Origin of the sequence: Roseixanthobacter liquoris, assembly GCF_043195135.2 — a bacterium.
Classification (GTDB): domain Bacteria; phylum Pseudomonadota; class Alphaproteobacteria; order Rhizobiales; family Xanthobacteraceae; genus NCEH01.
The window spans coordinates 1,462,601-1,485,883 of record NZ_CM195537.1; the positions used below are offsets into that span (position 1 = coordinate 1,462,601).

The 23,283-nt window shown below is 68.4% G+C and carries 16 protein-coding genes; 8 read left to right on the forward strand and 8 right to left on the reverse strand.

Features of this window, described 5'->3' with window-relative positions:
- Positions 1–93 precede the first annotated feature (93 nt).
- From V5F84_RS06580 to V5F84_RS06590, 3 genes are read left to right on the forward strand one after another with little or no spacing between them, the layout of a single operon-like run.
- Entirely contained in the window at positions 94–3,126 is a 3,033-nt protein-coding gene (locus V5F84_RS06580) for an FAD-binding and (Fe-S)-binding domain-containing protein (RefSeq protein ID WP_394042228.1), read from the forward strand.
- A 27-nt stretch (positions 3,127–3,153) separates the two neighbouring features.
- A complete protein-coding gene (locus tag V5F84_RS06585) occupies positions 3,154–4,251 on the forward strand; it encodes an enolase C-terminal domain-like protein (protein ID WP_394042227.1) in 1,098 nt (365 codons plus the stop codon).
- 58 nt (positions 4,252–4,309) lie between these two features.
- Positions 4,310–5,356 (forward strand): carbon-nitrogen hydrolase family protein, encoded by a 1,047-nt coding sequence (locus V5F84_RS06590; RefSeq protein ID WP_394042226.1) that lies wholly within the window; start codon positions 4,310–4,312, stop codon positions 5,354–5,356.
- Positions 5,357–5,455: 99 nt separating this feature from the next.
- On the opposite strand, the gene V5F84_RS06595 is transcribed toward V5F84_RS06590, so the two are convergent.
- The 3 genes from V5F84_RS06595 to V5F84_RS06605 form a co-directional block, all read right to left on the reverse strand.
- Entirely contained in the window at positions 5,456–6,856 is a 1,401-nt protein-coding gene (locus tag V5F84_RS06595; RefSeq protein ID WP_394042225.1) for a class II fumarate hydratase, read from the reverse strand.
- A 56-nt stretch (positions 6,857–6,912) separates the two neighbouring features.
- Positions 6,913–8,247, reverse strand: a complete 1,335-nt coding sequence (locus V5F84_RS06600; RefSeq protein WP_394042224.1) for a cation:dicarboxylate symporter family transporter — start codon at positions 8,245–8,247, stop codon at positions 6,913–6,915.
- 103 nt (positions 8,248–8,350) lie between these two features.
- A complete protein-coding gene (locus tag V5F84_RS06605; protein ID WP_394042223.1) occupies positions 8,351–9,748 on the reverse strand; it encodes a class-II fumarase/aspartase family protein in 1,398 nt (465 codons plus the stop codon).
- A gap of 104 nt (positions 9,749–9,852) precedes the next feature.
- On the opposite strand from V5F84_RS06605, the gene V5F84_RS06610 reads away from it, so the two are divergent.
- Positions 9,853–10,596 (forward strand): GntR family transcriptional regulator, encoded by a 744-nt coding sequence (locus V5F84_RS06610; protein WP_394042222.1) that lies wholly within the window; start codon positions 9,853–9,855, stop codon positions 10,594–10,596.
- A gap of 76 nt (positions 10,597–10,672) precedes the next feature.
- Positions 10,673–11,179, forward strand: a complete 507-nt coding sequence (locus tag V5F84_RS06615) for a DUF1993 domain-containing protein (RefSeq protein ID WP_394042221.1) — start codon at positions 10,673–10,675, stop codon at positions 11,177–11,179.
- 33 nt (positions 11,180–11,212) lie between these two features.
- On the opposite strand, the gene V5F84_RS06620 is transcribed toward V5F84_RS06615, so the two are convergent.
- The 5 genes from V5F84_RS06620 to V5F84_RS06640 all read right to left on the reverse strand — a co-directional run bounded on the left by V5F84_RS06620 (position 11,213) and on the right by V5F84_RS06640 (position 19,060).
- Entirely contained in the window at positions 11,213–12,823 is a 1,611-nt protein-coding gene (locus tag V5F84_RS06620; RefSeq protein WP_394042220.1) for a methyl-accepting chemotaxis protein, read from the reverse strand.
- Between the two features lie 355 nt (positions 12,824–13,178).
- Entirely contained in the window at positions 13,179–13,964 is a 786-nt protein-coding gene (pstB, locus tag V5F84_RS06625) for a phosphate ABC transporter ATP-binding protein PstB (RefSeq protein ID WP_394042219.1), read from the reverse strand.
- A 295-nt stretch (positions 13,965–14,259) separates the two neighbouring features.
- A complete protein-coding gene (glpK, locus tag V5F84_RS06630) occupies positions 14,260–15,759 on the reverse strand; it encodes a glycerol kinase GlpK (protein ID WP_394042218.1) in 1,500 nt (499 codons plus the stop codon).
- A 780-nt stretch (positions 15,760–16,539) separates the two neighbouring features.
- Entirely contained in the window at positions 16,540–18,051 is a 1,512-nt protein-coding gene (gene glpD, locus V5F84_RS06635; protein WP_394042217.1) for a glycerol-3-phosphate dehydrogenase, read from the reverse strand.
- 13 nt (positions 18,052–18,064) lie between these two features.
- Positions 18,065–19,060 (reverse strand): MDR family oxidoreductase, encoded by a 996-nt coding sequence (locus V5F84_RS06640; protein WP_394042216.1) that lies wholly within the window; start codon positions 19,058–19,060, stop codon positions 18,065–18,067.
- Between the two features lie 251 nt (positions 19,061–19,311).
- Here V5F84_RS06640 and V5F84_RS06645 point away from each other — a divergent pair, with 251 nt between their 5' ends.
- From V5F84_RS06645 to V5F84_RS06655, 3 genes are all read left to right on the forward strand, one after another.
- The gene (locus V5F84_RS06645; RefSeq protein ID WP_394042214.1) at positions 19,312–19,851 is read left to right on the forward strand and encodes a MarR family winged helix-turn-helix transcriptional regulator; all 540 of its coding nucleotides are present in this window, start codon (positions 19,312–19,314) and stop codon (positions 19,849–19,851) included.
- Positions 19,852–20,101: 250 nt separating this feature from the next.
- On the forward strand, positions 20,102–21,730 hold the full coding sequence (locus V5F84_RS06650) for a GMC family oxidoreductase (protein WP_394042213.1): 1,629 nt from the start codon (positions 20,102–20,104) through the stop codon (positions 21,728–21,730).
- A complete protein-coding gene (locus V5F84_RS06655; RefSeq protein ID WP_394042212.1) occupies positions 21,727–23,202 on the forward strand; it encodes an aldehyde dehydrogenase family protein in 1,476 nt (491 codons plus the stop codon). Before V5F84_RS06650 ends, V5F84_RS06655 begins: the two co-directional genes overlap by 4 nt.
- Positions 23,203–23,283: the final 81 nt, after the last annotated feature.

Here is a 23,283-nt window from a genome sequence, read left to right on the forward strand (position 1 = left end):
GACCGCGAGGGCTTTTCAGATCGTCGCGGCACCCGCCGCCGCCCGGCCTCGCGGGCGGCTGCGACCGCGCCCCAGCCCCGACAGAGCGCGAACATGACACAGGTTTTCCCCGCGCCCGCAAAAACGGCCTCCGCTGTCTCGGCGATACGCGCCGACGCAGATGCGCTTTCCCCCTTCGTCCGGGACCTCGCCGCCGAGGTGCGCGGCGATGTGATGTTCGACCCTGCGAGCCGCGGGCGCTATTCCACCGACGCGTCCATCTATCAGATCATGCCGCTCGGCGTGGTGGTGCCGAAGGATCAGGACGACCTGCGGCGCGCGCTCGACATCGCCCGCGACCACGGCGCGCCGGTGCTGGCGCGCGGAGCGGGCTCCAGCCAGTGTGGCCAGACCATCGGCGAGGCGCTGATCGTCGACACCACCAAATGGTTGAACAAGATCATCGATTTCGATGCCGTCCGGCATACAGTGACGGTGGAGCCGGGCATTGTGCTCGATCATCTCAATGCGTTCCTGAAGCCGCACGGCCTCTGGTATCCGGTGGATGTCTCCACGAGCGCCCAGGCCACCATCGGCGGCATGGCGGGCAATAATTCCTGCGGCTCGCGCTCGCTGCGCTACGGCAACATGGTCCACAACGTGGAGGCCATCGACGCGGTGCTGCCGGACGGGCGACAGCTCCGGTTCGGCCCGCTGTCGCAGATGGAGGCGGATGCGCAGACCCGGCATCTCGTCGGTGAGATCCAGAACATCGCCCGGCGCGCGGATGCCGAGCTGATCGAGCGCACGCCCAAGGTTCTGCGGCGCGTCGCGGGCTATAATCTCGATCTCTTCAACTGCCAGAATCCCAAACCCTATTCGCCCGGCGGAGAACCCAATCTCTCCCATCTTCTCGTGGGTTCGGAAGGCACGCTGGCCTTCACCCGGCAGATCATCTTGCGGCTCTCGCCGCTGCCCACGCACAAGGTGCTGGGCGTGGTCAATTTTCCCACCTTCTACCAGGCCATGGAACTGACGCAGCACATCGTGCGGCTCGATCCCATGGCGGTGGAACTGGTGGATCGCACCATGATCGACCTCGCGCTCGCCAATCCCGCCTTCCGCAAGGTGGTCGAGACAGCGCTGGTGGGCGCGCCGGAAGCGCTGCTGCTGGTTGAGTTTTCCGGCGAGAACCTGGAAGCGGAGAAACGCAATCTGCGCCGCCTCGTGGCGCTCATGGGCGATCTCGGTCTGCCGGGCGCCGTGGTGGAACTGGTCGACCCTGCCCAGCAGAAGGCGCTGTGGGACGTGCGCAAGGCCGGCCTCAACATCATGATGAGCATGAAGGGCGACGGGAAGCCCGTTTCCTTTATCGAGGATTGCGCGGTGCCGCTGGAGCATCTTGCCGAATATACGCAGACCCTCACCGAGACCTTCCGCAAATACGGCACCGAGGGCACGTGGTACGCGCACGCCGGGGTGGGATTGCTGCATGTGCGGCCGATCCTCGACATGCGCCGCGACGGGGCGAAGAAGATGCGCGCGCTCGCGGAGGAGGCTTCCGCCTGGGTGCGGCACTTCAAGGGCTCCTATTCCGGCGAGCACGGCGACGGGCTGTGCCGCGGCGAATGGGTGGCCTGGCAATACGGGCCAAAGGTCAACAAGGCCTTCCAGGAGATCAAGGCCCTGTTCGATCCCGGCAATCGCTTCAGCCCGGATCGCATCGTCAATCCGCCGAAGATGGATGACGCAAGCCTGTTCCGCTTCGCTCCGGGCTACAAGGAACGCTCGCTTTCGCCCAAGCTGGACTGGTCGGCGTGGAACGTCTCCCGCGATCCGCTGACCGGGGCGGAGACCGCGCCCGGCACCGGCGGGGACCTGTCCGGCGGCTTGGCCAAGGCCGTGGAGATGTGCAACAACAACGGCCATTGCCGCAAATTCGATGCGGGCACGATGTGCCCCTCCTATCGCGTGACGAAGGACGAGCGCCACGTCACGCGCGGCCGCGCCAACACGCTGCGTCTCGCGCTTTCCGGGCAGATCGGCCGCGGCGGCCTCGCCAGCGCGGAGGTGAAGGAGGTGCTGGACCTGTGCGTCTCCTGCAAGGGCTGCAAGCGCGATTGCCCCACCGGCGTTGACATGGCCAAGGTCAAGGTTGAGGCGCGTGCCGCCTGGGTCGCTGAGAACGGGCTGCGGCTGCGCGAGCGCATGGTCGCCTACATGCCGCATTATGCGCCCATCGCCAGCCGGGTCTCCTGGCTGCTGGCCCTCGGGGACAGGCTTCCGGTCGTCGCGCCGTGGCTGAAGCGGCGCCTCGGGTTTGCGCCCGCGCGCTCCTTTCCCCGCTTCCGCCGCTCCTTTCTTGACCGTCAGTCAGGCGCGCCACACGACGTCGCGGAAAAGGAGGTGTTCCTGTTCGTGGACACCTTCAACAATCACATGGAACCGGAGAATGCCGCCGCCGCCCGCGACGTGCTGATGGCCGCCGGCTATCGCGTGCATCTGCGTGCGGGTGGAGGTGGGCGTCCCTTGTGCTGCGGCCGAACCTTGCTCGCCGCGGGTCTTGTGGATGCGGCCAAGGCGGAAGCGCGCCGGCTCCTCGACGCCGTCCTGCCGTTCGTGGAGCGCGGTGTTTCCATCGTCGGCCTAGAGCCTTCGTGCCTGCTGAGCCTGAGGGACGAATTCCTAGCCTATGGCTATGGCGAGGAGGCACGCAAACTCGCCGGGGCCGCGTTCCTGTTCGAGGAATTCCTGGTGCGCGAGCATGCCGCCGGGCGTTTCACGCTGCGCTTCCATCCGCTCGGCACATCCAAGGCGCTGCTACACGGCCATTGCCACCAGAAGGCGTTCGATGCCGTGCGCCCCATCCACACGGTTCTTTCCTGGATTCCGGACCTGAATGTCACCGAGGTGGAAGGCTCGTGCTGCGGTATGGCCGGCAGCTTCGGCTATGAGGCGGAGCATTACGAAGCCTCCCTGGCCATGGCGGAACTCACCTTGCTGCCGGCGGTGCGCAAGGCAAGTCCGGAGGCGCTGGTGATCGCGGACGGGACGAGCTGCCGCCACCAGATTTTCGACGGCGCGAAGGTGGATGCCGTCCATGTCGCCCGTGTGCTGGCGGGGGCCTTGCGGCCTGCCGGCGTCTGAACCGCCATTTCAGAGGATATTCAAAAGATGCCCAAGAGCATGTCCACCTCAGCCCCGCGCATCGTTCGCGTCACGGCCCGCGCCGTGAATGCGCCCCTCTCGCGCCCGTTGCGCACGGCGAGCGGGACCATGGAAAGTGCGCCCCTGGTGCTGGTCGATCTCGAGACCGACGCCGGCCTCACCGGCCACGCCTATGCATTCGCCTATACGCCGGTGCTTCTGGGAGCTCTGACACAGGCGACGCGGGACGTCGGGCGGCTGCTGGAAGGGCGGGAAGTGCTGCCCCAGGTGCTGACCGAGGCTCTGCGGGCGCGCTTTCGTCTCGCCGGCACGCCGGGCTTGCTGGATATGGCGCTCGCGTCGCTCGATATCGCTGCCTGGGACGCCCATGCCAAAAGCGCCGGTCTGCCGTTGGTAAGACTGCTGGGGGGGCGGGCCACCGATCTCCCGGCCTATGCCAGCTTCGGCATGGACGGCGCAGACGATCTCTCCCGCGCCTGCGCCGCGGCCGCGCAGCAGGGGTTCGGCGCGGTGAAGATCAAGATCGGCTATCCCACCTTCGCGGAAGATCTCGCAGTGGTTCGGGCGGTAAAGCGGGCGATCGGGGCGGAGGTCGCGCTCCTGATCGACTATAACCAGAGCCTCGCCGTGCCGGATGCGGTCCATCGCTGCGGCCTGCTGGATGCCGAGGGGCTCGGTTGGATCGAGGAGCCGACGCGCTACGACAACACGGCCGGCCACGCCAGGATCGCGGCCGAGACCAAGACCGCCCTCCAGCTCGGGGAAAACCTCTGGGGTCCTGGAGCAATTGCGGAAAGCATCGCCGCCGGCGCCTCCGACCTCATGATGCCGGACCTGATCAAAGTGGGCGGCGTCAGCGGCTGGCTCGCGGCCTCGGCGATCTGCCAGGCGGCGCGCATGCCGGTGAGCAATCATTTCTTCCAGGAGGCCAGCGCCCACCTCATGGCGGTGACGCCCACCGCCCATTTCGTCGAATATTTCGACCTCGCCGGGCCGGTGCTGCGCACGCCCCTGCTGCCGAAGGACGGCACCGTGCGCGCCAGCGACGAGCCGGGCCTCGGCATCGCCTGGAACGAAGAGGCGGTCGCCCGCTACGCGGTCTGAGACCCGCACGTTTTCTCGCAGAGACGCCCAAAGAGACGCCATCCAGAAAGGACCCTCGATGAAAACCTATCCGCGTTTCAAAGCCGCCGCGTGCCATGCCGCGCCGGTCTATTTCGACACTGAGGCGACGCTCGACAAGGCCTGCGCCTGGATCGAAGAGGCGGCCCGCAACGGCGCCGAGCTGATCGCCTTCCCGGAAGCCTTCATTGCTTCCTTTCCGGTGTGGTCCGGCGTGTGGGCGCCGGTGGACACCCATGAATTCTTCAAGGGCCTCGTCGGCTCGGCGGTCGAGATCGACGGTCCGGAAATGGCGCGCCTGCGAGGCGTCGCCAAGCGCCTCGGCGTATTCGTCTCCATGGGCATCAACGAAGCCTCGCCCATCTCCGACGGATGCGTGTGGGACACCAACGTCCTCATCGGCGACGACGGCACGCTGCTGAACGTGCACCGCAAGCTGGTGCCCACCTATTGGGAAAAGCTCACCTGGGCCAATGGCGACGGCAGCGGCCTGCGGGTGGCGAACACCCGCATCGGCCGCATCGGCGCCCTGGTCTGCGGCGAGAACACCAATGGCCTTGCCCGTTTCACTCTGCTGGCGCAGGGCGAGAACGTGCACATCTCGTCCTTCTCGCCGCGCTGGCCGACCCATCCGCCGGGCGAGGCGGCCTATGATCTGGAAGCCGCCATCCGCCTGCGCGCCGGAGCCCATGCCTTCGAGGGCAAGCTGTTCAACATCGTCGCCTCCGGCTTCCTGCCGCCCGAGGCCATCGACCTGATCAGCCGCGACAATGCCCGTGCGCGCCAGCTTCTGGAGGAGGCCTCCAAGAGCGTATCCATGATCATCGGCCCGGATGGCCAGCCCATGGGGGCGACGCTCAAGGAGGAAGAGGGGATCGTCTATGGCGAGATCGATCTGGAGCGCTGTGTGGTGCCCAAGCAGTTCCAGGACGTGGTGGGCTATTACAATCGCTTCGACGTGTTCCAGCTCACGGTGAACCGCCGCGCCCTGACACCGGTGGAGTTCACCCAGGTCGCCGCTCCGGCCGCCGAAGCCCAGGGCGATATCGTGCTGCCGCTGCACCCGGCGGACGAACGTCTGCAATAAGCCTTCGCCCGCAGTCGGACGTCGGGACGAAACGGTCCGGGGCTCCTCCTTGGGAGCGGCCCCGGACGAGAGTGCATTTCAGGGGCCGCCGCCGCGTCCTCAATCCGCCTGCGGCCGCGTCATGAGGGCGGGATTCACCAGGCGGTCGTAATCCTCGCCCGTCAGATGGCCGAGGGCGATGGCCGCTTCGCGCGGCGTCAGGCCCGCATCCAGCGCCTTGGTGGTGATCTGGGCGACCTTGTCGTAGCCGATCACCGGATTGAGCGCGGTGACCACCAGCAAGGCGTTCGCCACATTTTCCGCCAGCCGCGCGCGGTCCACGTCGAGATCGGCGATCAGGCGGGAGGCGAAGATGTGCGCGCTGTCGGCCAGGATCCGGATCGACTGGAGGACATTGTAGATCAGCACCGGCTTGGCGACGTTCAGCTCGAAATTACCGGAGGCCCCGGCGGCGCTGACCGTGGCGTGGTTTCCCATCACCTGGAACGCCGCCTGCACCACCACTTCACCGATGGTCGGGTTGCGCTTGCCGGGCATGATGGAGGAGGTCAGCCCGTCGTTGGGGATGATGAGTTCGCCGAGCCCGCAGCGCGGGCCCGAGCCCAGCAGGCGGATGTCGTTGGCGATCTTCATCAGGGAGACCGCGACCACGTTCAACGCGCCCGAGGCTTCCACCAGCGCGTCATGGGCCGCCATGCCCTCGAACTTGCTGGGGTTGGGCGAGAAGGTCACGCCGGCGAGGGCGCTCGCTTCCTCGCAGAAAGCGGCATCGAAGCCGACGGGCGCATTCAGCCCGGTGCCCACCGCCGTGCCCCCCTGGGGCAGGATGCACAGGCGGGGCAGGGTGCCTTCGATACGCGCCATGCCGTTGGCGATCTGCCGCGCGAACGCATCGAACGCCTGGCCCATGGTCATGGGCACGGCATCCATCAGATGGGTGCGGCCGATCTTCAGCACGTCGGCGAACGCCGCCGCCTTCATCGCCAGCTGGCCGTGCAATTCGGCGAGCGCGGGCAGCAGGCGCGCGCGCAGTTCCTGCGCCGTGGCGATGTGCATCACGGTCGGAAAGCTGTCGTTGGAGGATTGCGAACGGTTCACGTGGTCGTTCGGGTGCACCGGCGCCTTGGTGCCGAGCGGCTGGCCGAGCAGCTCGTTGGCGCGGTTGGCGATCACCTCGTTGGCGTTCATGTTGGTCTGCGTGCCGGAGCCGGTCTGCCAGATGCGCAGCGGGAAATGGTCGTCGAAGCGGCCCGCCAGCACTTCGCTCGCCGCCGCCTCGATGGCGTCCGCGAGCGCGAGGTCCAGCACGCCGAGGCGGCGATTGGCGCGCGCGGCGGCGATTTTCTGCAGGCCGAAGGCGTGGATAAGGCCGGCGGGGAAATGCTCTTCGCCCACGTCGAACACGGCGAGCGCACGCTGGGTCTGCGCGCCCCAATAGCGGCCGGCGGGAATTTCCACCGGGCCGAAGGCGTCATTCTCGATGCGGGGAGGCTGGGACATGGGGCAACGGTTCCGGAAGGGGCGGGGAGGCGCGCGGCCTCCCCGATCGTGAGGGTTCAGAGGGCGGCGTCCGCCGTATCGAGGCGGCTGCGCGCCGTTTCGTCGAACTCGCCCGCGAGCTTGGCCACCACCACGGTCGCCACCGCATTGCCGATGACGTTGCAGGTGGAAAGCGCGATGGAGAGGAAGCGGTAGACGCCGAAGATCAGCGCCAGGCCGTCCACCGGCAGGATGCCGGTCGCCGTGACGGTTGCCGCGAACACCACGAACGAGCCGCCGGAGACGGTCGCCGCCCCCTTGGAGGTGAGGAGCATGATGGCGAGGATGCCCAGCTCCTGCTCCCAGCTCAGCGGCACGTTATAGGCATTTGCGAGGAACACGATGCCCATGGACATGAACAGCGAGGTGCCGTCGAGATTGAAGGCATAGCCCGTCGGCATCACGAGCCCGACCGTCTGCTTGGACGCGCCGTAGAGGGGCAGCTTTTCCAGCAGGCGCGGCAGCACGCTTTCCGAAGAGGCCGTGCCGAGCATGATGATGATCTCGTCGCGGATGAAGCGCAGCAGGTGGAACAAATTGATGCGGAACAGAGCGCACACCGCGCCGAACACGATGATGATGAAGCCGATAATCAGGACGTAGAAGGCGGCCACGAAATAGGCCAGCGAGATCAGCACCGCCGTGCCGTTCGCTCCCACCGCATAGGCCACCGCGCCGAACGTGCCGATGGGGGCGAGGCGCATGATGACGTGGATGAACTCGAAGAAGGCGGTGGAGATGGTGTTCAGCCCCGCCTCGATGGGCGCGCGCTTCTCCGGCTTCAGCGCCATCAGGCCGAAGCCGAAGATGAGCGCGATCACCAGCACCTGGAGCAATTCGCCCCGGGCGAAGGCGCCGATGAAATTGTCGGGAAAGATGTTCAGCATGAACTGGTCGAAGGTGGTATGCGAGCCTTCGGCCGCCTTCGCCGCCGCCGCCGCGCCCTTGGCCGCCGCGGCGGGCGCCGTGATGTGGCCGAGGTTTTTCCCGACGCCGGAAAGATTGCCGAAGATCAGCCCGACTGCCAGGGCGATGGTGGAGACGATCTCGAAATAGATCATCGCCAGCAATCCCACCTTGCCGACCCGCTTGATGTCGCCGGCGGCGACGATGCCGACCACCACGGTGAGGAACACCAGCGGGGCGACGGCGGTCTTGATGAGGCGCAGGAAGATGTCGCCCAGCACCTTCAGCGAGGCGCCGAATTCCGGCCAGATCAGGCCGACGCCGATGCCGAGCACCATCGAGACGGCGACCTGGAAGCCGAGGTTGCCCCAAAGGGATTTCTTCTTTTTCGCCGCGGTTTCCGGGGGCGGCGAAACCGTGCCGTCGGTGGTTGCCAGCGTGGCCATTGGCGTCTCCCTGAAGATCTGAATTTTGCTGGGCGGAGTGTTCTTGCGATGGCGTTCTTGCGATGCCGTTCTTGCGATGCCTTGGCGAAGGGCGCGTGTCCGCTCAGGCGTCGCGCTTTGCCGGGGCGGGGGTGGCGAGAACCCGGTCCACCATGGCGCCCGACAGGCCGAGATAATTGGCCGGGTCGCAATGCGCCCGGATGGCGTCCACGCCGCCCAGCGCCTCGACGATCTCGGGCACCTGCGCCAGCAGATCGGCGAGGTCCTGGCCGCCCTCGATGGCCGTGCGGCAGGCGTCATACACCACGTCGTGGGCGTGCTGGCGGCCGAGCTTGGGCGCCGCCGCCATCATCACCGCCTCGGCGACGATGAGGCCGTGGGTCAGGCCGAGATTGTGCCGCATGCGGTCTTCATGCACCACGAGGCCCGCGAGCATGAATTTCGCGTTCGACAGCGCGGAGGCGGTGAGCAGGAAGCTTTCCGGCAGCGACACCCATTCCAGGTGCCAGGGGCCGGTGGCGCGCTCGAAATCGTGAATCATGCCGTCGAGCATGGTCGCCACGTGCTGGCGCACCGCCTTGGCGGCGGCGAGCATCAGCTCGCTGGAGATGGGGTTGCGCTTCTGCGGCATGGTGGAGGAGGCGCCGCGCCCCGGCACGAAGGGTTCGGAGAGCTCGCCGAACTCGGTCGCCGCCATCAGCATGACGTCGGTGGCGATCTTGCCCAGCGTCCCGGTGATGAGGCCGAGCAGGCTCACCGCCTCGGCGATGCCGTCGCGCGCCACGTGCCAGGTGATGGCAGGCTGGGCGAGACCCAGTTCCTCGCAATACAGGCGCTGCATCTCCAGCCCGCCTTCGCCGATGGAGGCGAGCGTGCCGGCGGCACCGGAGAATTCGCCCAGCAGGATGCGCGGGCGCGCCTGGGCGACGCGCTCGATGTGCCGGTCGATGGAGGAGAGCCACACCGCCGCCTTGTAGCCGAACGTCACCGGCAGGGCCTGCTGGAGATGGGTGCGGCCGGCCATGGGCGTGTCGCGGTATTTTCTCGCCATGTTCGCCAGGATGTCGCGCACCGCCCGCAGGTCGCGATCGACGATGTCGAGCGCGGCCCGGATCTGGAGCACGTTGGCCGTGTCCATGATGTCCTGGGTGGTGGCGCCCCAATGGACGAAACCGCCGGCCGCGCCCGCCGCCGCCGCGAGCTGGTGCACCAGCGGCAGGATGGGATAGCCGACGATCTCGGTCTCTTCGCGCAGCTTTTCGAAGTCGATCCGGATGCTGCGGCAGGCCTCATCGATGGCTGCTGCGGCGTCCTTGGGAATGGTCCCGGTGCGCGCCTGGGCGCGAGCGAGGGCAGCTTCCGCCTCCAGATACCGGCCCACCAGGGCCTCATCGGTGAAGACCACCCGCATTTCGGCGGTGCCGAACATGTCGCGGAACAAGGCGGAATCGAAGACCGTGCTGGCCAAGGGGGATCCTCCGGCAGAATTATGTTCGTACATAATTTATTGTACTGACATAGGGCGCCTGTCAATCGTCTGGCTTGACGAGGGCAGCGCCCGTCGGGCTTTCATGACATTGCCGAGCCAGAAGGAGATTCCCCGCCTTGGAGACGCGATACGCCTACGTCGCCCGTGCCCTGACGGAAGCGATATCCAGCGGTCGCCACCCCGTGGGGTCGTTCCTGCCGAACGAATTCGAGCTGGCGGACCAGTTCTCGGTCAGCCGTTCCACCGTGCGCGCGGCCCTGCGCGAACTGGAGGCCTCCGGCCTCGTCAGCCGCCGCAAGAGCGCCGGCACGCGTGTCGAGGCGGCGGTGCCGGTCAGCCGCGGCGGCGGGTTCGTGCAGACCCTCGCGACGGTCGAGGCGGTGCAGCAGTTCGGCGTGGAGACGGAGCGCCACACCCAGGACGTGGCGGACGTGGTGGCGGACGCGGAGCTGGCCCAGAAGCTCGGCTGCAAGCCGGGCCAGCGCTGGCTGCGCATCTCCAGCCTGCGCATCGTGCCGGGAGACGTGCTGCCGATCTGCTGGACCGACGTCTATATCGACGGGATGTTTTCCGCCGAGGTCCGGGAGAAGATGGCCGGCCATGCCGGCATCTACAGCACGCTGGTGGAAGAGATTTCCGGCCGGCGGATGCGCGAAATCCGGCAGGACATCAAGGCCGGGGGCATTCCCGAGCGGGTCGCCGGCCCCCTCAAGGCGCAAGCCGGCGCCCATGCGCTGGAGATCCGCCGGCAATATATCCTGAGCCCGCAGGACATGGTGGAAATCTCCATCAGCGTTCATCCCGCCGACCGCTACAGCTATTCCACCCGCCTCACGCGGCAGGAGGCGGCGCCGGCCTGACGGCTTTGTGTTCGGGGCGTCGCACGAAGCGGGCTACAAGTCCGCGCATCAGTCCCCACACGATCAGGCATTCGCCATGACAGCATTGTCCATGTACCAAGCCTCGGTTCCGGTTTTCCTGCGCGGGCTCAACGCCCTGGTGGTCGAGCTGGAGAAGGGCGCGGCGTTCGCCGAGGAGCGCGGCTTCAAGCCCGAGGCCTTGCCGGCCACCCGCCTTTATCCCGATATGCTCACCCTCGCGGGTCAGGTCCAGCGCGCGAGCGACACCTCGAAGGCCTCCGGCGAGCGGCTCTCCGGCACGCCCGCGCCGAAGTTCGACGATACGGAAACCACCATCCCGGAGCTGCTGGAGCGCACCCGCAACACCATCGCCTATCTGGAAAGTCTCGATCCCGCCGCCTTCGACGGCAGCGAGGCGAAGGCGATCACGGTGCGCACCACCACGTTTGCCGGCGGCGACCGCTATCTGCTGGATTTCGCCTTGCCGAACTTCTTCTTCCACCTCGCCACGACTCACGCATTGCTGCGGCACGTGGGCGTGAACGTGGGCAAGCTGGATTATCTCGGCCCCATTCCGGCCTGAGACGACGCGAGCTGGGCGCCGCTCCGGCGGCGCTCAGAGCCTGTAGGCGGTGCGGAATCCGCCCCAATGGCGCCCCGCCACATGGATCGGCACGTCCACTTCCCGCATCACCACCACCGCGTGGCCGAGGTCGCGGGCATAGACCTGGATCAGCTGCGGCTCGGTGTTGCGGGCCGCGAGCAGGCCGGCACGATCGTCGAAGATGCGGCGGTTTCGGGCGTGCGCCATGTTCCAGGCGCGATCGCCGCGGCGCTGCGGCTGGGCATATTGGGCGTTGTGGACCGGCAGATAGCCGTTGATATCGACCGCCGCCGCGAAGGTGAGGCTCGCCTCCTCCTTCAGGATGGGCTCCTGAATCGCCGGCAGCGTCTGGTCGAGCACCCGCAGCGCGCGCACCTCATATTGGACCGGATCGGTGCCTTCGATCACGCGGTAGTCGGTGTCGAACAGCTCCTCCAGGGTGACCCGCCCGGTCTTCACGCAGTCTTCCAGGGCGGCCGCAATGGCCGCGGCGCCGCGCCGGGCGCGGGCGATGATGGTTTCGTAGGATTTCGCCACCAGGGCGAGCTGGGCCGTGACGGTGGGCGCGCCCACCTCGTCGAACGCCAGATGGCAGCCGAGCGGGCTCAGCCCGGCCACCCGGCAGGGCAGGGGCGAGAGCCCGGTTAGTTCCAGCACGCACGCCTGTCCCGGCCGCAAGCTGCCGTCCTGCAACGCCACCAGCGCCCCGCCGAGGGAAAGATCCACACTCTTCACGCGCACCTGCGCGGCGCCGGCGACGATGCGGCCGGGGATCTCCACCGGCCAGCGCGGATGGCGGCGGCGGTTGCCCATGGGGGTCTGGCGCAGCACCGTCAGCAGGTGGCGCGACATCTCCTCGGCGCCGTGGCCCATGGCGTCGCTGGCGGCCTCGATGGTGGCGCCCGTGGCGGCCGCTTCGATGGTGGCAGTGCGGATGGATCGGGCGCCGGCATCGACATCGTCGGCGAACGTGCGCGCCAGGGCGGCGGCGCGGCCGATATCGGCAATGCTGTCCGCCTGCCCGGCGACCGCATCCGCGACGGCGGAGGCAACGGGGCGAATTTCTCCCACCGCCTCAATGACCTGGCTCACCGCGCCGGTGCTGGTTTCGGCGGCCCGCATGAGCCGGTCGATCTTGGCGCCGATTTCGCCGGTGGCGCGATGGGTGGCGGAGGCGAGGCCCTTGACCTCGCTCGCCACAACGGCGAAGCCCGCGCCGGCCGCACCCGCCCGGGCGGCCTCGATGGAGGCGTTCAGGGCCAGCAGGTTGGTCTGGCCGGCGATGTCGGCGATCAGCGACACCACGGCCTTGATCTCAGCGATCGCCGAGCGCAATTCGACAATGGCGCCAGAGGCTTGAGATGCGGCCTCGCCGGCGCGGGTGGCGAGCGCGTCCGAGGTGTGCGCCTGTCGGCCGATCTCGTCATTGGTCGCGGCAAGGGCGGAGAGCGCGCCGGTGAGTTCCGCCGCGCTGGTCCTGGCCTGCTCGGTCTTGCCGGCGAGATGATCGCTGTCGTGGCGGATGGCCTCGGTGCCGCGCACGCCATCGGCGCAGGCGCCGGCCATCTGCGCGGCGGTCTCGGCGAGCTGCGCCCGGACGCGGCGAATATCGGCCTCGATCAAGGAGATTGTCAGATCGGGCGTGGGGCCCGCTGCGGCGTCATGGGGAGCGGCGACAGGTGGGGGAGGCGCGGTTTCGAGCGGACCAGCGGGCGGGCCCGCATCCGGTGAAAGCTTGCGGAGCATGGCTCCAAACATAGCGTGCCCTTTCGCGCCAGGAAACGCCGGCGCCGGGAGCGGGCGGGCTCTCGGGGATGGCCGACGATGATCGCCGGGATTATTCCGGCGCCGGCTTGCCTGGACATTGCACGAGGGCGGCTTCGCGCCGCCGGGCGAAACCCGGCCTGTCAGATCGGCTCTAACCCCTTGAAAAACGCGAGATGTGAGGCAGCCTGCCCGGCGCCTTCGCCGGGAGACCCTAGCCGAAGCGGCCGGTGATGTAGCGGCGGGTGCGCTCGTCCACCGGGTTTGTGAAGATCTGACGCGCCGGGCCAAACTCGATGATCTCACCGAGATACATGAAGGCCACGTATTCCGACACGCGCGCCGCCTGCTGCATGTTATGGGTGACGATGACGATCGTATAGTCCGCCTTGAGTTCGTCGATCGTCTCCTCGATCTTCGCGGTCGTCAACGGGTCGAGCGCGGAACACGGCTCGTCCAGGAGAATGACTTCCGGCTTTACCGCGATGGTCCGGGCGATGCACAGGCGTTGCTGCTGGCCGCCGGAGAGGCTGAGCCCGCTCTGGGGGAGGATATCCTTCACCTCTTCCCACAGCGCGGCCCGCCGCAGGGCGTGTTCGACACGGCCATCCAATTGAGATGGCGAGAGTTCTTCGTTGAGCCGCAGGCCCAGGGCGACGTTGTCATAGATCGACATGGGAAACGGCGTCGGCTTCTGGAACACCATGCCGATCTTCGCCCGCAGCGCAATGGCATCGACCGAATGGGACAAGATATCCTGCCCATCCATGAAGACGGAGCCGGTCACATGCTGGTCCGGATAAAGATCATACATGCGGTTGAGGATGCGCAGCAGCGTGGACTTTCCGCAACCCGAGGGGCCGATGAACGCCGTACCCTTGTGCTTGTAGATGGGAATATTGATATCCTTCAGGGCCAATTCATTTCCATAGCGGAAATTGACATGGCTGATCTGAAGCTTTGTCTCCAGTTCCGGGGCTTGGCCCGGCGCCGGGGGCATCGACGTCACCATCGCGTCGAGCGAGGACAGGGGTCCGGGGACCGCTGTCGGGAAAACCGGGGGACGGGCGTGTGAGGACATGATTTCGATACCATCGCGGGTTCTGTAACAAGAAATACCGCGCGACCCGCACCGATGTCTTTGCGCCATGTCACGTCATAAAAATGCAACATAATGACGTTGCTTGACCGCTTCTCACTTGAATTTCCGATGCATGAAGCCTCTTCACCGTGCGATTTCGCCCAATATTCGGCGTGCGACATTTCGGCGAGCCGAAGAGTGCGGAAATCCGCGGTCATGTGGCCGATTTCGGCGCGAGGCAGGCAATCGCCGCGTCCCAGGCCGCGAGCCGGGCGGCGCGGGCCGCTTCGCTCATCTGCGGGGTGAAGCGCCGGTCCAGCCGCCAGCGCGCGGCGAACGCCTCCGGGTCGGGGAAGAGGCCGCAGCCGAGGCCGGCGAGATAGGCCGCGCCCAACGCCGTGGTCTCCTGAACCACCGGCCGGTCCACCGGCGCGCCCAGCAGATCGGCGAGCCGCTGCATGGTGTAGTCGGAGGCGCTCATGCCGCCGTCCACCCGCAACACCGTCGCCTCCCCGTGCCCGGTCCAGTCGGCGCGCATGGCGTTCAGCAGGTCCACGGTCTGGAAGCACACGCTCTCCAGCGCCGCGCGGGCGAGCTCCTTCGGCCCGGTGGCGCGGGTGAGGCCGAACACGGCGCCGCGCACGTCCGGCCGCCAGTGGGGGGCGCCGAGGCCGACAAAGGCCGGCACCAGGATCACGTCCTGCTCGGGATCGGCGGCGGCGGCGAGCGCGCCGGTCTCGTGGGCATGGGCGATCACCCCGAGCCCATCGCGCAGCCATTGCACCGCCGCGCCGGCGACGAAGATGGCGCCCTCCAGCGCATAGGTGCGCCGCCCCTCCAGCTGATAGGCGATGGTGGTCAGCAGGCGGTTGCGCGAGGCGACCGGCGTTTCCCCGGTATTGAGCAACGCGAAACAGCCGGTGCCATAGGTGGATTTCACCATGCCCGGCGCGAAGCAGGCCTGCCCCACCATGGCCGCCTGCTGGTCTCCCGCCATGCCGCAGATGGGAATGGCGCCGCCGAACAGGGCCGCGTCCGTGGTGCCGAACAGGCCGGAACTGTCGCGCACCTGCGGCAGCAAGGCGGCGGGCACGCCGAACAGGGCGAGGAGGTCCGCATCCCAGGCGCCGGTATGGATGTCGAACAGAAGGGTGCGGGCGGCATTGGTGGCGTCTGTGGCGTGCACGCGGCCGCCTGTGAGGCGATGGAGCAGGAAGGCGTCGACCGTGCCGAAGGCCAGTTCTCCGCGCTCCGCCCGCGCCCGCGCGCCGGGCACCTGGTCCAGCATCCAGGCGATCTTGGTGGCGGAGAAATAGGGGTCGATCAGCAGGCCGGTCTTCGCGCTCACCCTGGGGCCGTGGCCCTCGGCCTCCAGGCGGGCGCACAGGGGCGCGGTGCGACGGTCCTGCCAGACGATGGCACGGTGGATGGCCTCCCCGGTGGCGCGATCCCAGACCAGGGTGGTCTCGCGCTGGTTGGTGATGCCGATGGCGGCGATGTCGCCCGCCCCGGCGCCGGCTTGCACGAGGGCCGCACGGCACACCTTGAGCGTGGTGCGCCAGATGTCCTCGGCCTCCTGCTCCACCCAGCCGGAGGCGGGATAATGCTGCGGCACTTCCTCCTGCGCCATGGCGGCGATGGAGGTGTCGGGACGGAACAGGATCGCCCGCGAGGAGCTGGTGCCCTGGTCGATGGCGAGGATGTAGGTGGCCATGTGCGCTCCCCCCGAAGTCTTCTGGTTCTCGCGAACCTAGGCGACTCGGGGCGATGGAGCCACCGCCCGACCGGCTCGCGAGATGCGCTCTCCCTCCCCCTTTGTGGGGGAGGGGCGGGGAGGGGGGTCTGCTGCCGCGAACATCAACTTCGCCGGTTGGGCGGCGCGATACCCCCCTCCCTGACCCTCCCCCGCAAGGGGGGAGGGGACGCGGCGGCGAGGGGAAGTTCAAGGGCAAGGGTTGGCGGGACGCGGCGAGGGCGTTGCACCGCTGCCGTACCGCCGTTGCATGTGGATGGGAGCGCGAAGGGCATTCTCCCTCCCCCCTTGTGGGGGAGGGGTGGGGAGGGGGGTCTGATGCCGCGAACACCAACTTCGCCCGGACGGGCGGCGCGATACCCCCCACCCTAACCCTCCCCCGCAAGGGGGGAGGGGACGCAGCGGCAAGGGGTGAGCTCAGGGGCAAGGTGAGAGGGGCGCGGCGAGGGCGTTGCGCCGCCGCCGCACCGCCGTTGCATGTGGTCGGAACGCGAAGGGTCTTCTCCCTCCCCCCTTGCGGGGGAGGGGTGGGGAGGGGGGTCTGATGCCGCGAACACCAACTTCGCCCGGTTGGGGCGGCGGGATACCCCCCTCCCTGACCCTCCCCCGCAAGGGGGGAGGGGACGCTGCGGCAAGGGGTGAGCTCAGGGGCAAGGTGGCAGGACGCGGCAAGGGGCAGCTCAAGGGCAAGCGTTGGATGTCTTCAGCGGGAGGGGCGCTGCCTTCCCGTGCACCGGGACCTCACGCCCCCCGTCGCGCGACCATATAATCCTCCAAGGCCGCCGCCTGCTCGGCCGAGACCCGCAGGCCGAGCTTGGAGCGGCGCCAGAGGATGTCGGCGGCGCCGCGCGCCCATTCCGCGTCCATGAGATAATCCACCTCGCGGGCATGAAGGTTCGCGCCGAAGCAGCGGCCGAGGTCCGCCGGCGTGGCGACGCCCGCCAGCAGGCGGCGGGCGCGGGTGCCATAGGCGCGCGCGAGGCGGCGCAGCAGGGCCGGGTCGAGGGCGGGATAGTGCCGCGCGAGGTCCGCCGCCAGGGCATCGAAGGCGGTCTTCTCGAAATCGCCGCCGGACAGGGGCGCGGTCGCGGTCCAGGGCCGCGCGTCGCGCACGGGGGCCGGCAGATGGGCGTGCAGCTTGTCCAGCGCGCTTTCCGCGAGCCTTCGATAGGTGGTGATCTTGCCGCCGAACACGCTCAGCAGCGGCGCCGCGCCGTGCGGGGCATCGAGCACCAGCACATAGTCGCGGGTGGTCTCCTGCGCCTTGCTCGCGCCGTCGTCATAGAGCGGGCGCACGCCGCTATAGCTCCACACCACGTCGGGGGGCGAAACGGCCTTGGCGAAATATTCGCTCGCCGCCGCGCACAGATAGGCGATCTCCGCCTCGCTCGCGTGCACATCCTCCGGCGCGCCGGCATAATCCTGGTCGGTGGTGCCGATCAGGGTGAAATCGCCTTCGTAGGGAATGGCGAAGATGATGCGGCCGTCGGCATTCTGGAAGATGTAGCAGCGCTCGTGATTGAACAGGCGCGGCACCACGATGTGGCTGCCCTGCACCAGCCGCACATGGGCGCGCTCGTGCAGGTTCAGCGTGTCGAGCACATGGGACACCCAGGGGCCGGCGGCATTCACCAGGGCGCGCGCCCGCACGCTCTCCCGCACGCCGTCGCGCTCGGTCTCGATGGTCCAGAGCCCGTCCCCCCGCGCCGCGCCCACCACCCGCGTGCCGGGGCGGATGTCGGCGCCGCGCTCCCGCGCATCGAGGGCGTTCAGCACCACGAGGCGGGAATCTTCCACCCAGCAGTCGGAATATTCGAACGCGCGGGTGAGGTCGGATCGCAGCGGCGCGCCGGCCGGGTCGCGGGCGAGGTTCAGCATGCGCGAGGGCGGCAGCAGCTTGCGGCCGCCGAGATGATCATAGAGGAACAGGCCGAGCCGCAGCATCCAGGCCGGGCGCAGGCCGGGCAGAACGGGCAGCACGAAGCGCAGCGGCCAGATGATGTGCGGCGCGAGGCCCCACAGGATCTCGCGCTCCATCAGCGCCTCGCGCACCAGGCGGAATTCGTAATGCTCGAGGTAGCGCAGCCCGCCATGGATCAGCTTGGTGGAGGCGCAGGAGGTGCCGCAGGCGAAATCGCCCTGTTCGAACAGCACCACGGATGCGCCGCGCCCCGCCGCGTCGCGCGCGATGCCGCAGCCATTGACCCCGCCGCCGATGACGGCGAGGTCGAAGGGGGAGGCGGCCGTTTCCATGGCCGGGCGGCGCTCAGCGCGCGACGTCGATGACGATGCGTCCGCGCACCTGTCCGGCCAGGATCTCCTGCGCCAGCTCGGGCAGGCGCGACATGGGCTCCACCCGCGTCATGGCGGCGAGCTTGTCCCGGTCGAGGTCGCGGGCGAGGCGCGCCCAGGCGCTCGCGCGCCGGGCGGCGGGGGCCATGACGCTGTCGACGCCCAGCAGCGCGACGCTGCGCAGGATGTGGGGCAGCACCGTGCCCGGCAGGTCGGCGCCGCCGGCGAGGCCGCAGGCCGCCACCGCCCCGCCATAGACGGTCTGCGCGATCACGTTCACAAGGGTCGTGGAGCCGACCGAATCCACCGCGCCCGCCCAGCGCTCCTTCTGCAACGGCGCGCCCTTCTCGGCGAGGCTCGCCCGGTCGATGAAGGCGCTGGCGCCGAGGCCGGCGAGATAGTCATGGGTGTCGGGCCGGCCGGTGGAGGCGGTGACGTTGTAGCCCGCCTTCGCCAGCAGCGAGATGGCGGTGGAACCGACGCCGCCGGCGGCCCCGGTCACCAGAACTTCCTTGCCGCCGGGCTGGATGGCGCCCCAGGCCGCGAGCGAATCCACGCACAGCGCGGCCGTATAGCCGGCGGTGCCGATGGCCATCGCATCCTGGAGGCTGAAGGCGTCCGGCAGGCGGACCAGCCATTGGCTCTTCACGCGCTGGAACCGCGAATAGCCGCCCCATTCGGTTTCCGAGAGGCCCCAGCCGTTCACCACCACCTTGTCGCCGGTGCGCCATTCGGGCGAGCGCGATTCCACCACCGTGCCGGCAAGGTCGATGCCGCCCACCAGCGGCGGCTTGCGGGCGATGCGGCTCTTGCCGGAGACCGCGAGACCGTCCTTGTAGTTCAGCGTGGAGAAGGCGATTTCCACCAGCACATCGTGATCCGGCAGGTCGGAAAAGGTGAGCTGCTTAAAGCTGGCCTTGGGCTTTCCCGCCTCATCCTCGATCACAAGGGCGGTGAAGGTGTCGGTCATGACGGTCTCCCGGCTTCTTCTGGGTTGGTGGATTTATGGGCGGGCGGCGCCTGGGATGCCATCCCTTTTATGGGCCGCCGGCCCGTTCACTTCCGGGTTGCGGCGTCAGGCCGCTGCCCGTGTGCCGGCGAGGGCGGGTCTTCCGATCCGGGCGTCGCGCGCACCGGGACGGTTCTCTTGCCCGCCGCGCCGGCATAGACTTTGCGAAGGGCCGGTCGGCCCCGGGCGGCGGGCCGGCGGACAGGTGGGGCATGAGCGAAACAGGTGCCAAGCGGAGTTCCACGGCCAAGGCGCCCAGCCCGGCACCGGAGCAGGAGGCCGCCGCGACGCAGGCGTGCATCCGCGATCTCGACGCGCGGCCCGGCTTCCTGATCCGCCGCCTGCACCAGATCCATATCGCCCTGTTCGCCGAGGAATGCGGCGCCGAGGGCATCACCCCCGTGCAATACAGCGTGCTCACGGCGCTGAAGCAGATGGGGCCGGCCGAGCAGATCGCCCTGTCGCGCGCGGTGGGGCTCGACCGCACCAATATCGCCGATGTCATCGTGCGGCTGGAACAGCGCGCCCTGGTGACGCGCAGCGTTTCCCCCACGGACAAGCGCATGCGCCTCGCCGGCCTCACCGAGGCGGGGCTGGCGTTGCTGAAGCGGGTGGAGCAGGGCGCCGCGCGGGCGCACGAGCGCACCATCGAGGCCTTGCCGCCCCAGGCGCGCGCGCGCTTCCTCAAGGACCTGCGGGCGCTGGTCGCGGCGAAGAACGAGGTCAGCCGTTCGCCGGTGGGCACCATATAAGGCCCATCCTCCGGTATCGCGGCCGTGGGTGCGCGCCTGCCTGCGAGATGGGCACAGCGTCGCGATCTGATGCTTCCCGCGCCATTCCGAACCTGCCCCGAGGGAGGCTTCGGGCCGGAAAAATCCGCAAATCCCCACCCGTCCGCCTCCTCTCGCCTCCGTCCCGCGGTGGCACGGAACATGCTTGGAAATGAGAGGCATACTGACGAATTAATTCGGGCCGCGCCAGTGGTCCCTGCATGAGGCAGCCATGGCTCCAGGAAATGACGAGCGGGGGTTCGACGTCATCGTGTGCGGCGGCGGCACGTCCGGCTGTGCGGTGGCGGGGCGGCTCGCGGCCGATCCCGATCTCAGGGTGCTGCTGCTGGAAGCCGGCGGCGAGGATACCCATCCCGATGTGCGCGACCCCAAGGTGTGGATGCGCAACATCGGTTCCGAGCGCGACTGGAGCTTCCGTTCCGAGCCCTGCGCCGGGCTCAATGGCCGCCGCGCGCCCTTGCCCATGGGGCGGGTGCTGGGCGGCGGCGGCAGCATCAACGGCCTGGTCTGGGCGCGCGGCCACAAGAGCGCTTTCGACCTTTGGGAAGCGGAAAGCGGCGACGCCGGATGGGGCTATGCGGCGGCGGTCGAGATCTACAAGAGGATCGAGGACTGGGACGGCCCCGCCTCGCCCCTGCGCGGCACAGGCGGGCCGTTGCGCATCACCTTGCCGCAGGACCCCATTCCCGTCACCGAGGGCCTGCTTGAGGCGGCCTCAGCCCATGGCATTCCACGGGTGGAGGACCACAACGCGGAGGCCATGGCGGGGGAGGGCTGCTGCGCCATCACCAATGTGAACATCGCCCGCGACGGCACGCGCATGTCCACCGCCACCGCTTATGTGGCCCCGCGCCGGGCGCAGGCGAATTTCACCGTTCTCACCGGCACCAAGGTGCGCCGCCTGCTGATCGAGAATGCGCGTGCGGTCGGCGTCGAATACGAGCGCGACGGGGCGGTGCATGTGGCGCGGGCGCGCCACGAGGTGGTGCTCTCGCTCGGGGCCATCAACACGCCCAAGGTTCTTATGCTCTCCGGCATCGGCGATGCGGCGGCGCTGGCGCGGCTGTCCATTCCCCTGGTGCAGCATCTGCCGGGGGTGGGGCGGAATTTCCAGGACCATATCCTCGTCGCCGGCTGCGTGTTCGAATACAAGACGCCCGAGCGGCCGCGCAACAATTCGGCCGAGTTCACCTTCTTCTGCAAGAGCGATCCGAGCCTTGCGGCGCCGGACCTCCAGCCGATGCTGGAGGAGTGCGCCTTCGGCTCGGAGATCACCGGCCCGGCCTTCAGGCTGCCGGTGGACCCCTCCCTCGCCTTCACGCTCGCGCCCGGCCTCATCCGCCCGCAGAGCCGCGGCCATCTGGAGCTGACCGGCGCCGGGCCGGACGATCCGGTGAAGGTGCACGCCAATTTTCTCGGCGAACCGGCCGACGTGACGGCGTTGCTGCGGGCCATCGAGATCTGCCGCGAGCTCGGCCATTCCGAGGCCCTGCGCCCGTTCGTGAAGCGCGAGCTCATGCCCGGGCCGCTGGCGGGCGAGGAGATGGTGCAGTTCCTGCGCAACGCCGCCGGCACCTATTTTCACGAGACCTGCACCGCCAAGATGGGGCGCGACGCGCTCTCCGTCGTCGACGGGTCCCTGAAGGTCTACGGCGTCGCCGGCCTGCGAGTGGCGGACGGCTCCATCATGCCGGCGGTGGCCGGCGGGAACACCATGGCGCCGTGCGTCTTGATCGGCGTGCGCGCGGCCGACCTCATCGCCGGCGATCTTCGTTCGGTGTCCCCTCTCGCTGCGGACATCCCTGTTTCCGCGCCCGGTTGCCAAGGAGCCTCCGCATGAACCCCGCATCCTATGACGTCGTCGACGGCGTGCGCACCTACAAGCTGTTCATCGATGGCGCGTTCGTGAAATCCTCGCGCAACATCGTCGCCGACAGCTATAATCCGGCCGACGGCACGCTGTTCGCCCGCACCGAGCAGGCGGGCGCGCAGGAGGTGGTGGCGGCCATCGCGGCCGCGCACCGCGCTTTCGCCAGTTGGGGCGCGAGCCTCGCCAGCACGCGCGAGAAAATGCTGCTGAAGACCTGCGAAGTGATCGAGCGGCGCACCGACGAAATCCGCGACATGCTGATCGACGAATGCGGCTCGGTGTTCGGCAAGGCGCTGTGGGAAATCGAATATGTCACCGACTGCCTGCGCAGCGCCGCGGGCGACGTGCGCCATGTGATGGGCGAGACCATGCCGGTGACGCAGCCGGGGCAGATCTCCCTGTCCGTCCGCCGTCCGCTCGGCGTGGTGGCGGGCATCGCGCCGTTCAATTCGCCGTTCCTGCTCTCCATGAAGAAGATCGCGTTCGCGCTCGCCGCCGGCAATACGTTCGTGCTCAAGCCCTCGGAGGAGACGCCGATCTCCGGCGCGCTGATCGCCGACATCTTCGCCGAGGCCGGCCTTCCCGCGGGGGTGCTGAACGTGCTGCCCGGGGTGCCGGCGGAGGTGGGCGAATTGCTGATCTCCGATCCGCGCGTGCGGCTCGTCACCTTCACCGGCTCGACCCGCACCGGGCGCCATCTCGCGGTGGAGGCGGCCAAGCACCTGAAGAAATTCACCCTGGAGATGGGCGGCAAGAGCCCGCTGATCATCCTGAAGGATGCCGACCTCGACTATGCGGTGGATGCCGCCGCCTTCGGCGTGTTCCTGCACCAGGGGCAGGTGTGCATGGCCAATTCCAAGGTGATGGTGGAGGCGCCGATCTTCGATGCCTTCGCCGAGCGCTTCGTCGCCAAGGCGAAGGGCATCCCGGTCGGCCCTCCGCGCGATCCGGGCAGCGTGATCGGCCCGCTGATCCGCGAGAGCCAGTGCGCCTTCATCGACGGCCAGATCGCCGAAGCGAAGGAAAAGGGCGCGCAAGTGCTCACCGGCGGCACCCACGAGGGCCGCTATTTCCAGCCCACGGTGCTCGCCGGCGTGACGCGGGAGATGCGCATCTATCATGAGGAGAGCTTCGGCCCGGTGGTGTCGCTGATCCGCGTCGAGGACGCCGAGGAGGCGCTGGAGATCGCCAACGACACCCAGTACGGGCTGTCCGCCGCGCTCATCACCAACGATCTTCAGAAGGCGTTCGACCTCTCGCTGCGGCTCGAATCCGGCATGGTGCACGTGAACGACTGCACCATTTCCGATGAACCTCACGTGCCGTTCGGCGGGGTGAAGAATTCCGGCTTCGGCCGCGAGGGCGGGCGCTCCTCCTGGGAGGAACTGACCGAGCAGAAATGGATCACCATCCAGATGGGCAAGCGCGACTTCCCGTTCTGAGAATGGGCGCAAACGAAAGCGCCTCCGGCAGCGCGCGCGGCCGGAGGCGAAGGGGATGCGGCGGTCTCGATCAGGGCAGAA

Coding starts and splice junctions, on each gene's coding strand:
- V5F84_RS06590 (WP_394042226.1), top strand. CDS start 4,310: ATGAAAACCTATCCGCGTTTCAAAGCCGCCGCGTGCCATGCCGCGCCG.
- pstB (WP_394042219.1), bottom strand. CDS start 13,964: ATGCCCCCGGCGCCGGGCCAAGCCCCGGAACTGGAGACAAAGCTTCAG.
- V5F84_RS06640 (WP_394042216.1), bottom strand. CDS start 19,060: ATGACCGACACCTTCACCGCCCTTGTGATCGAGGATGAGGCGGGAAAG.
- V5F84_RS06655 (WP_394042212.1), top strand. CDS start 21,727: ATGAACCCCGCATCCTATGACGTCGTCGACGGCGTGCGCACCTACAAG.
- glpD (WP_394042217.1), bottom strand. CDS start 18,051: ATGGAAACGGCCGCCTCCCCCTTCGACCTCGCCGTCATCGGCGGCGGG.
- V5F84_RS06600 (WP_394042224.1), bottom strand. CDS start 8,247: ATGGCCACGCTGGCAACCACCGACGGCACGGTTTCGCCGCCCCCGGAA.
- V5F84_RS06650 (WP_394042213.1), top strand. CDS start 20,102: ATGGCTCCAGGAAATGACGAGCGGGGGTTCGACGTCATCGTGTGCGGC.
- glpK (WP_394042218.1), bottom strand. CDS start 15,759: ATGGCCACCTACATCCTCGCCATCGACCAGGGCACCAGCTCCTCGCGG.
- V5F84_RS06645 (WP_394042214.1), top strand. CDS start 19,312: ATGAGCGAAACAGGTGCCAAGCGGAGTTCCACGGCCAAGGCGCCCAGC.
- V5F84_RS06580 (WP_394042228.1), top strand. CDS start 94: ATGACACAGGTTTTCCCCGCGCCCGCAAAAACGGCCTCCGCTGTCTCG.
- V5F84_RS06615 (WP_394042221.1), top strand. CDS start 10,673: ATGACAGCATTGTCCATGTACCAAGCCTCGGTTCCGGTTTTCCTGCGC.
- V5F84_RS06605 (WP_394042223.1), bottom strand. CDS start 9,748: ATGTACGAACATAATTCTGCCGGAGGATCCCCCTTGGCCAGCACGGTC.
- V5F84_RS06585 (WP_394042227.1), top strand. CDS start 3,154: ATGCCCAAGAGCATGTCCACCTCAGCCCCGCGCATCGTTCGCGTCACG.
- V5F84_RS06595 (WP_394042225.1), bottom strand. CDS start 6,856: ATGTCCCAGCCTCCCCGCATCGAGAATGACGCCTTCGGCCCGGTGGAA.